Below are 4623 nucleotides of genomic sequence, written 5' to 3' on the forward strand. Positions count from 1 at the left end.
CCCATCGCCAACTTCCGCCGGATCAGCGATTTCATAATCGTTGATAATCGCGAACCCGGCCGCTGCAAAGAAACCGCTGGGTAGCGAGGCCACCTGAGCATCCGCGGCGGTCAACGCCAAAGGATCGTCGGCGACACCAACCGATGCGGTCGAAGCCAAACACCCCGATAACACCCAAGCGAACGTACGCCGACCTGGCTGAATCCCTCGGATCCAACGCATCGTTTCATAAAAACGTTTCATCGTGACCTCTGCAAAAAGTCTCGATGTGGTGCGATGAAGCGAGGGGGCGTCACCAAACCACCAATCCCATGTAGATTCCAGCATTGCGGTCGTCTTCCTTGACGGGTCATGCAAAAAGTGAAAGCTCGTTCGATCAACGACCTTCCCGTGCATCCTTCGGGTCATGACGAACACTCTCTCCAAATCAGTTGAACCTGCTGGCACAATTGCGCCGCTGGATCGACACAAATCCGGCACAACCCGCACAAACGGACCTGGACGCTTGATCGAAACCATGAGGGACCTAAACGACCCCCGACTCTCGCCTTACCGCGATTTGCGGCATCGCGAAACCGACGGAGGGTTCATCGCCGAAGGCAGTGTCGTCGTTCAGCGATTGCTGCAAAGTGATCTGCAAGTTCAATCCGTTCTGATTCACGAAGGACGGGAATCGAAGTACTTGCCACTGATTCCCGAGGGGGTGCCGGTCTACCTGATCCAGCGAGAATCGGGCAAAGAACTCGCCGGCTACGACTTCCACCGCGGGGTGCTGGCCCATGGTGTCAGCCCCACCATCCACCCGATGGAGGTCTTTCGCCATGAAACCCAACCATCGTTGGCCCTGGCATTGGTTGGCCTGAGTGATCCAGAAAACATGGGAAGCTTGCTGCGTTCGGCGGCCGCACTGGGCGTTCGCGACATTCTGCTCGGACCGCAAACGATCTCACCCATGACCCGCCGCGTCATCCGAGTCAGCATGGCATCGGTGTTTCGGCATCGCTTCTATCGCTTTGACCAACCCGCGGATCAATTGCGAGACTTAGCGACCGCCGGATTCGCCTCCATTGCCACGATCCTCGATGACACCGCGATCCCGCTAATCGAACTGCCAAAAACAATCCCATCCAAACGCCGAATCCTGATCGTCGGCAACGAAGCCAATGGCTTGCCACCTGAGGTTGCCGAAGCAGCCACGCATCGCAGCACGCTGCCAATGAAAAACAACACCGACAGCCTGAACGTCGGAGTCGCGTCAGCCATCTTCCTGTACGAGTTGACTCGCTCAACGGGAACCGATCATGTCGACGGCTGAGCCCCCGCATTTGCTGTCCGCGTTGTTGCATCAAACCAAGCAGCGGCCACTCGAAGTCGCTTTGATCGATTCCCAAACAGGCGATGCCGCCTTCACCTGGGCCGAACTGACTTGCCACGTCGACGCGATCGCGAAAGTGCTGCGGTCGAAATTCTCAGGCGCGATCGCAACCAAACGTTTGACCTATCGATGCACCAACCATCCCGACGATGTGGTGTTGTCCTTGGCCTGCATCGCTGCCGGGGTCACGGAGATCCCCATCGACGCGTTCCTGCCTGAAGCTCAACAAGAGATGCTGATCCAGCGATCCAAAGCGATGCACTGGGATCACGAAACACATGCTCGCTCGATTTCCTCCAACAACCTGACCAACGCGATCTCGGACTTGGAAGCATCGGCCAGGGAAGTCGACCTTCAAGCTCCGTCGCTGGTTCTGTGGACAAGCGGCACGACTTCCGAACCTCGAGGCGTGATGCTGTCCCAGCACAATCTGACCACCAACGCAAAAGCGAAATTGTTGGCGGTCCCTCAACATACCTCGGACCTCCGACTGTCGTTGCTATCCATCGCTCACGCCTACGCGCGAACCAGCGACATGGGAACTTGGTTGTTGTCAGGCTGCCGATACAGTCTCGGTCGAGGCCGGTCCACGCTGCGTTCACTGCCGAGTTCTCTCTCGCCAACTTTGATCAACGCCGTGCCCGTGTTGATCGATGACATCTTGCACAAAATTGAATCTAGCCAGGACAACTTTCAATCGCTGCGTTTGATCGGCTGCGGCGGCGTCGCCATGTCCTCCCAGCACTTCGATCGATGCCAGCGAAACAACCTCGGTGTCATTCAAGGCTACGGCTGCACCGAAACGTCACCGGTGATTTGCAGTGCGTCCCCTGACAACGCGACTCCCAATCGAGTCGGCCCCTTGGTCGCAGGATGGGAATCCAAGGTCGAACACGGGCGTCTGTTCGTACGAGGCCCCGGCGTGATGCTCGGCTACCTCGACGACGAAGCCGCGACGCAGCAAAAGATCTCGCCGGACGGTTGGCTCGATACCGGTGACCTGATTGAGATCCATGACGATGGCCAATTTCAGATCCTGGGCCGAGCCGACGATGTGATCGTGCTGGACAACGGATTCAAAGTCTTTCCCGCCACCATCGAACGCCGACTGCTGCAGCTAGCGGGAATTGAACAAGCCGTTCTGCTGCATCACCAAGGCCAGCTTTGGTTGCTACTCTCACACAACCAGCCCCAAGCAACCGCCGACGCTCCAACCGGCCGCGATCCAGTCGAATCATGCTTGGCCGAAAGCCTTCCGCCGGGAACAAGCGTGAAGCGACTCAAGCTGTCCAAACCATTGTCCATCCAATCCGGAGAACTCACCGCCAAGGGAACCCCACGCCGACCAATTATCTGTGAGCGCCGACTTTTCTAATCACCAATAATCCATCGCTCCCAATCAGGCGGGGTCGTAAGCTTCGCTGCCCAGTCCCCTGCCCCGTGGCATGTACGCGCACATGACGATGCCGAGGAAGTACAGGAATAACAGTGGCACCGCGAGAGCCACCATACTGGTCACGTCGGCCGGTGTGACGATCATCGAAATGACGAAAATCACCAACACCGCGACTCGCCAACTGTTGATGTAGTCCTGCGTTTGAATCAAATCGATGCGTTGCAGGAACAGCATCACCAATGGCAACTGGAACGCGACACCAAATCCCAACGGCAACATCAATACAAAGTTGACGTAATACGTCAGCCGAGGTTCCACCGCGACGTCCATCGATCCATTGAACTGCAGCAAGAACGTCAGCACGTAGTGCAGCACCAACCCAAACGCCAGCACAACCCCGGACACAAACAGCACCACGCTGAAAGGCAGGTACACGTACACGTAGCGGCGTTCATGGCTGTGCAATCCCGCGGCAACAAACGACCACAGGTGATAGAAGATCATTGGGGAGGCGAGCACCGCACCGACGATCAAACCGGCTTTCACCCAAATCATGAACGGCTCTTCAATCTTCAAAGAACTCAATCCGCGTTCGCTACGACGAAGATGAATGGCCGGCACCAATTCATCGGGGTTGGGGATCTTCCCCATCGATTTCATCAATTCCGCCGTTGTGATTCTGGCGGGAACCACCAGGGAATCAGCCTCGCCGTCCTCCGATTCAGTATCCGTACTCGCTTCCTCTGCCGGTTCGGGCTCCATCGCAGAATCAGGGACGTCTTTCGATTCCGCGATCGCGTCTTCGATCGACACCGGGACGCTGGCCGATGGCAGCGTGTACACCACATCCGCCACCAGGGAATTAGATGTCAGAAATTCGTAGAACCGACTGACCTGAGGGTCTTCCTTGCGATCAGGCAGCCCCATTTCTTTCAAATCACGATCGGCGTTGTACTCGATGATCGCCTGCTTCAGCGGCTCCTGAATGAAACGCACCACTCGGTTGGCGAACATCAATCCAACAGCCAATCCGATCAGCAACCAAATGATTGCTTTGACCAGAGAGCCACGGAGTTCTTCGAGATGCTCCCCGAACGTCATCGTCGAATTGTCGAACAAATCGTCTTTGGGTCGCGCCAGTGCTTCCACGAGTTTCTATCCACCAGGGGAGGGAGGGTACATTGTGTTGAGTCATTCAGTGTCGGACCATTCTAACTGACCAATCCAATCTCGCACGGTGCCATTCATGACCGATCCAACTTCCTCTTCCAAACCCGCGACCTCGGTTTCCGTGGATTCCGTTTCGCCACAAACGCTCACTGGCAAACGAGTTTTGTCGTTTGTGGGCGAAATTTACGAGGACTTGGAACTGTGGTACCCCAAACTCCGCCTGATCGAGGCCGGAGCGGAATTTTTTGTCGCGGGCCCGAAAGCGGGAGAAAAATACAACGGCAAACTGGGTTATCCGTGCGTCAGCGACTTGGCCATCGAGGCCTGCGAGGCCCATTCCTTCGACGGATTGCTGGTTCCGGGCGGGTTCATGCCCGATAAATTGCGGCGAGACCCGAAGGTGCTGCAACTCGTCCGAGACTTTGACGCCGCGAAAAAGCCGATTGCCGCGATTTGCCACGGTGGCTGGATCCCCATCTCGGCGGGAGTCTACCGAGGCGTTCGCGTGACGGGGTCACCTGGCATCAAGGATGACCTCGTCAATGCCGGTGCGATCTTCGAAGACGCTTCCGTCGTGGTCGACGGGCACCACGTCAGCAGTCGCCGCCCCGACGATCTGCCCGATTTCTGCCGCCACTTCATCGCCCTGCTCGCGTGCCCCAACCTGTAGTTCGGTGGTCCC

At 57.0% G+C, this 4623-nt stretch carries 4 protein-coding genes and 1 pseudogene; 3 read left to right on the top strand and 2 right to left on the bottom strand.

Going from position 1 to position 4623, the window contains the following annotated elements; genetic code table 11:
• Positions 1–327 (bottom strand): annotated as a pseudogene (locus ACF8AM_RS14745) (hypothetical protein); the annotation flags it as partial.
• Positions 328–505: 178 nt separating this feature from the next.
• Between ACF8AM_RS14745 and ACF8AM_RS14750 the strand changes: the two are divergent.
• Both ACF8AM_RS14750 and ACF8AM_RS14755 read left to right on the top strand, forming a co-directional pair.
• A complete protein-coding gene (locus ACF8AM_RS14750) occupies positions 506–1315 on the top strand; it encodes a TrmH family RNA methyltransferase (protein ID WP_392556369.1) in 810 nt (269 codons plus the stop codon).
• Positions 1302–2750, top strand: a complete 1449-nt coding sequence (locus ACF8AM_RS14755; protein ID WP_392556366.1) for a class I adenylate-forming enzyme family protein — start codon at positions 1302–1304, stop codon at positions 2748–2750. Before ACF8AM_RS14750 ends, ACF8AM_RS14755 begins: the two co-directional genes overlap by 14 nt.
• A gap of 24 nt (positions 2751–2774) precedes the next feature.
• On the opposite strand, the gene tatC is transcribed toward ACF8AM_RS14755, so the two are convergent.
• Entirely contained in the window at positions 2775–3920 is a 1146-nt protein-coding gene (gene tatC, locus ACF8AM_RS14760; RefSeq protein ID WP_392556367.1) for a twin-arginine translocase subunit TatC, read from the bottom strand.
• A gap of 97 nt (positions 3921–4017) precedes the next feature.
• Here tatC and ACF8AM_RS14765 point away from each other — a divergent pair, with 97 nt between their 5' ends.
• Positions 4018–4611 carry a type 1 glutamine amidotransferase domain-containing protein gene (locus tag ACF8AM_RS14765; protein WP_392556368.1) on the top strand — a complete coding sequence of 198 codons (594 nt, stop codon included), beginning with the start codon at positions 4018–4020 and terminating at the stop codon, positions 4609–4611.
• Positions 4612–4623: the final 12 nt, after the last annotated feature.

Source organism: Rhodopirellula sp. JB055 (assembly GCF_043100905.1).
Classification (GTDB): Bacteria; Planctomycetota; Planctomycetia; order Pirellulales; family Pirellulaceae; genus Rhodopirellula.